Genomic DNA, 4,798 nt, shown 5'->3' with positions numbered 1-4,798 from the left:
TGCGCGTCGCGCCCCAGCCCGCGATCGCGGCGATCAGCAGCGAGATCAGCACGCTGTAGCCGGCCAGCGACAGGCCGAGGAAGCGGAATTGCACCTCGTCGCAGCGCACGACATGGACGCTGTCGAGCCGCTCCAGCAGGCTGCCGGCGCTGCCGAGATTGCCGATCGGCCCGGTGCATTCGGTCGGTCCCGGCCAGAAGCCCCATTCGACGCCGGAGTGATAGACGCCGAGCCCGGCATTGCCGAGCGCGGCCAGCGTGATCAGGCCGAGGCCTGCGAGCACGAGCGCGCGCGGCGCGCCGCCCTTCGCGGCCAGCGCAATGACCAGCCCGAGCGGCACGATCGCGTAATACGCCCAGCGCTGCTTCAGGCAGAGCTCGCAGGGCTGCAGGCCCCAGACCAGCTGCATGTACCAGGCGCCGGCCAGCGCAGCCGCCGCGATGCCGGCCGCGAGCAGCGCCGCAATCATGGCCGGGCTCATCGCCCCCACCGCGGGGCGCGCCATCACCGAGGTATTGCTCATCGATCCTCCCCGAACGGGCCTGCATCCGGCCCCAACCGGGCCGCTCCGGCTCCTACTCCCGGCCGCGAAAACTGTCGAGATGCCAGCCCATCACGTCCGTGCGGGTTGACCCCGCCCGACCGCCCGCTATAGTCCGCCCCGCTTCGTACGGTTCCTGCCCAGGGCCAATGCGAATGCCCCTGTGGCGGAACTGGTAGACGCGCTCGACTCAAAATCGAGTTCCGCAAGGAGTGCTGGTTCGATTCCGGCCAGGGGCACCAACTGGGCTGTTCATGCCCGTTCTAAATCGTCCGCAAGCGTTCGCCTAGCGCTCGGAACCCCTTGAAGAATAGAGCTTTCCCCGTACATCGGTGCTCGTCACCGTTTGTTCTCATCCGACCCCAGCCGGCCGATTTGTTGGTACTTTTGTTGGTATCGTGTTGGTATCGGGAGAACAAACGTTCACGGTGACTTTCGCTATTCCGAATGCAGGAATTGAGCAGATGGCCCGTAAGAACGCTGGCGCGCGTGCCGACCCCAAACAGATCAGAACCGACGTCGACTGCCGCGCCGCCCAGCCGAGATTCGACAATGGCGCGTGGAGTCCCGCCAAGATTTCCGACGTGACCGGCGGCGGTCTCTACCTCTTCGTCACACCCGACGAGAACAGGCCAGGTAAGGCCGTCTCCAAGCTCTGGCGGATGGCCTACCGCTTCTACGGTCGCCAGAAAACCTACTCCATCGGCCCTTATGGCAACGGAAAGGACGGCACGTTTTCGCTCGCCGACGCGCGTCGGGAGCGCGACAAGGCCAAACACCTGCTCAAGGACGGCAAAGACCCGAGCACCGAAAAGCAGCTCGACAAGCACAGGCAAGCGGCCGCCCGACCTTTCGAGCAATGGGCTGACGAGTGGCTCGCGAAGAAGAAAGTAGAGAAAGTCAAACGCGGAAGGATCGTCGCAGTTCGCGATTCCAAGACCATCAAGGTCCTTGAGCTGCGCGTCGGCTACGTCAAGGATCGCTTCGGCAAGCTGTGCAGGAAGGATATCAAGCGTCCGGACGTGCTCGCTTTCATGCGTTCATACGAAGCCGAAGGAAAGCTGGAAACGCGCGACCGCGTGCGCAGCATCGGTGCGCAAATCTGCGACTATGCCGACGTCGAAGGCGACGGCTACAATCCATTCCGCAACCTGAATGGACAGATGATTGCCAACATTTCGACGCCGCGTCCCGGCGTCACCGAACCACGCGACGTGGCGCGCGTCTTCAAGCTCATCAGCGCACCGTGCGAGAGAGCGAGGTTTGGTGATGTTGTTGGCCTTGCCTTGCGGTTCGATGCGCTGACTATTCCCCGCCCAGGCATGATCAATGAAATGGAGTGGAGCGAGGTCGATTGGGACGCTGAACGCTGGACTATTCCAGCCGCCAAAATGAAGACCGGTTGGGACCATGTCGTGCCCTTGTCACGGCAGGCACTCGCAATCCTGCGCAGCGTCCAGAAGCTGACCGGCCATCGCCAGTACGTTTTTTCCTGTTCGAAGGATGCCCCGCTATCGAACAACACGCTAAACAAACGCTTGAGGCTGCTTGGCATTGACACCAAGACTGATCATTGCGCCCACGGATTCCGGACCACCTTCTCGACCCTGTCTCACCACGAAGAGATCAAGGAGGCTAAGGCATGGGATGGCGATGTCGTCGAGCTGCAGCTCGCGCATCTCGATAGTTCCACCGTGGAAGGGCTCTACAAGAAACACGGACCACTCGCGCTGATCGGCTCGCGCACAAAGCTGATGCAGCATTGGGCTGACCGTATAGACCAATGGCTCGATCCCAAGAAGGTAATGTCGATCCAGCGCGGCACGCCGCGCTGAGTCACGTATTTTCGTGCGCGCTTGATGCTCCCTGTTCGATCCGTGGCAAAGATGACGTGACAGTTTTCAGCAGACTGCTGGGTCAAAACTGGCCAGCTTTCTCGTAGCCGAGCTCTCCACCTGGCCAAAGGAAAGACCTCGAATGCCCGCTAGAGAACGACTGCCAAACCGCAAGCAACCGGAAGAGGAATATTCTTTGCTTGCTCACGTGAACTCGGTCACTGTGAGCTACTACATCTCAACGCATGGTAGCGAGCTTGACGCCAGCACAGATGAAGCTATGGCTCATTTGCTTGCTGAAATCGTCATGACCAGACCCAACTTGCCCAAGCACCTCGGCAGGGAAATCCGCTGCTCTCTGATGTGCTCTCGCGTCTCAGTCCGAAGGTGCCGAAGCTCGTTGCCCTTATGGATCAGGCCGAACCCAACGTGCTCGCCCAAATGAGCTTCCCGGCACAGCATGAGCGATGATCCCATTATCAGCCTGCCTGCTGTCGCAGGCTGACCAGCTCGGCCCGCACCGGAATTGCCCGGTGACCCACCATGCCAGCTACACCACTCCATGGGATACGATCGAGAGACTGCGATCTCCGCTCTATGTTCTCGTCACAAAAATGCAGAATCCAGCAGCCTACGCGCCTCCTCATTTGCATTCCAATTTATCCCCGCAAGAGATTCGATCACAGCGTCAACAAAGGGCACTGGGGGAAGATAGCCATGATCGAAGATATAGTGCCAAATAAGATCTGGCGCGGCGTAGATACTCTGATTGCGCTCCGACCGCAGCCACAACTCAGCCGAGCCAAGCCTTATTTTCTCTTTGTTACCGGTGCAAACATATATCTCATTAACCGAGCATAGCTCGCACCGATGATAGCCCCGAGTCTTATTCACACGATTAGTAATAAGCAGGCGCTTGAGGGCCACAGAAAATTCCTGAGACACCGCCCCTTGCTGAAAGGGTGCAGAGCTACTGAGCCATCCGACAGTCATTACACCTTCCAAAGGTTTTGGAAGATCATATTGATATGCCGACAAGTCTTCAAAGTGCATCTGTTTGCTCTCCTACGGAGTAGCCCTGCAAGCAGCCCAAACACAAACGCCGCGCGCCCCGCTCAACAATGTCGATAGGGGTGTATCCACCGTAACCGTTACGCTACCTGGCAAAGTCGTGAGCCCCGTGGGCGGCTGGAGTATCAGGTTGGGAACTCTCGCTCCAGGTAAAAACGATTGGCTCCCTTCCATGATCGACGCCCATCGAGGGTTAGCTGCAATTGCTTCCCAATTCCCAGCCTCAATCAACTGTCCCAGGGCGTCGGGAATTTTGACGCCAGCACGCCCCGGAAGCGTCAGCGCAACGCCGTCGGGAACGATTGTTTCTCCTGCAAAGGTTGTCTCCACTCCATGTCCGGCAAAGACCGTCAGGCCACCTCCGGCGGCTGCTTCCCCACCTAACAGCCAAGCTGCTGCCGCTTCAAATGCCCAACCTCCAGCAATGCCTGCCGGGATGGCCAATGGATAAGTGAGCTCCGGATTTGCTAAGAACTGCTGATAAGCGTCAGCTTCCGAAGCCAGTCCACCTTCATCCGGTGACCATGTTGGCTTTTGGCCCGCACTACAAGACGCCCAGCAACTCAGATTGTTGAAGAGGTACCCAAATGCACCTGTGACAGCCCCATTTGCAAACTTTCCTCCACCTGCGACAGAGGCGAGGCCGCCAGCGATGGCTTCCAGAACTGTTCCCCCGATCCGCTGTCCGATGCTTGATTGTGCACCTGGAAAAATCGCGTTCGTCAGAGGTGACAAAGCGGATCCAACCGCTCCTGACAGTGCCCCGGATTTGCAGTCGCCGCCAGAGGCGACCGAAGAGCCGCAGCCAACCAGAGCATGTCCAGCAACGTTTGCGAAGTACTTGTCTGTACCAAATTGAGGCTGATGGCCAGTCCAGTTGCCCACGCCATAGAATGCAGCGGCCGTGACGCCAGCTATGAGCCCAGCCTTTAGAACCTGACCAATATTTCCGCCTGACAATCCAGTCGCAATCATCGCGCCGCCAGCCGCAGATGCAACGGCGAGTCCGAACGAGCCCGCCGCGAGCCCGAGCCCAAGCCCAGGAAGCACAGCGTTCAGCATGATCGTCGCGCCGATCTGCAGGATCGCCCTGGCGATGGCGTTGGTCTGGAAGAAGTGCGTGACGGACTTCCAAGCGCTACTGACGGCGTTTCCGATCGACTTCCAGAAGCAGCCGAGGAAGCAGTGGCCAGACGGATCCGTAAAAGTCAGTGGGTCGTTGCCGACATAGGAGTACCGGTTCCAGCCCTGGGTGCTGAACGGGCTCTCCGTCATCGTGTCGGCGCTGGTGAAGCGCGCCAGCAGCGGATCGTAGACGCGGCCGTTCATGTGGATCAGGCCGGCGACCGAC

At 59.5% G+C, this 4,798-nt stretch carries 4 protein-coding genes and 1 tRNA gene; 2 read left to right on the top strand and 3 right to left on the bottom strand.

Translation table 11 applies throughout. The annotated features are described in order from the left end of the window. A partial coding sequence (locus BRAO375_RS29295; protein WP_052536160.1) for a disulfide bond formation protein B occupies positions 1-523 on the bottom strand: 523 nt, incomplete at its 3' end. Between the two features lie 175 nt (positions 524-698). Here BRAO375_RS29295 and BRAO375_RS29290 point away from each other — a divergent pair. Next, positions 699-783: transfer RNA gene (locus BRAO375_RS29290), tRNA-Leu, on the top strand. Between the two features lie 222 nt (positions 784-1,005). Then, positions 1,006-2,376: a tyrosine-type recombinase/integrase gene (locus tag BRAO375_RS29285; protein WP_009031054.1), complete on the top strand. Its 1,371-nt coding sequence runs from the start codon at positions 1,006-1,008 to the stop codon at positions 2,374-2,376. Between the two features lie 606 nt (positions 2,377-2,982). Here BRAO375_RS29285 and BRAO375_RS37750 read toward each other — a convergent pair. After that, positions 2,983-3,429 (bottom strand): DUF7919 family protein, encoded by a 447-nt coding sequence (locus tag BRAO375_RS37750; protein ID WP_139031506.1) that lies wholly within the window; start codon positions 3,427-3,429, stop codon positions 2,983-2,985. A 12-nt stretch (positions 3,430-3,441) separates the two neighbouring features. Next, positions 3,442-4,798: RHS repeat-associated core domain-containing protein (locus BRAO375_RS36690; protein ID WP_175345393.1), on the bottom strand; the 1,357-nt coding region annotated here is incomplete at its 5' end.

This window comes from Bradyrhizobium sp. ORS 375 (assembly GCF_000239775.1).
GTDB lineage: Bacteria > Pseudomonadota > Alphaproteobacteria > Rhizobiales > Xanthobacteraceae > Bradyrhizobium.
The sequence above is the reverse complement of the archived record's forward strand: the minus strand, read 5'-3'. Positions and strand labels throughout refer to the sequence as shown.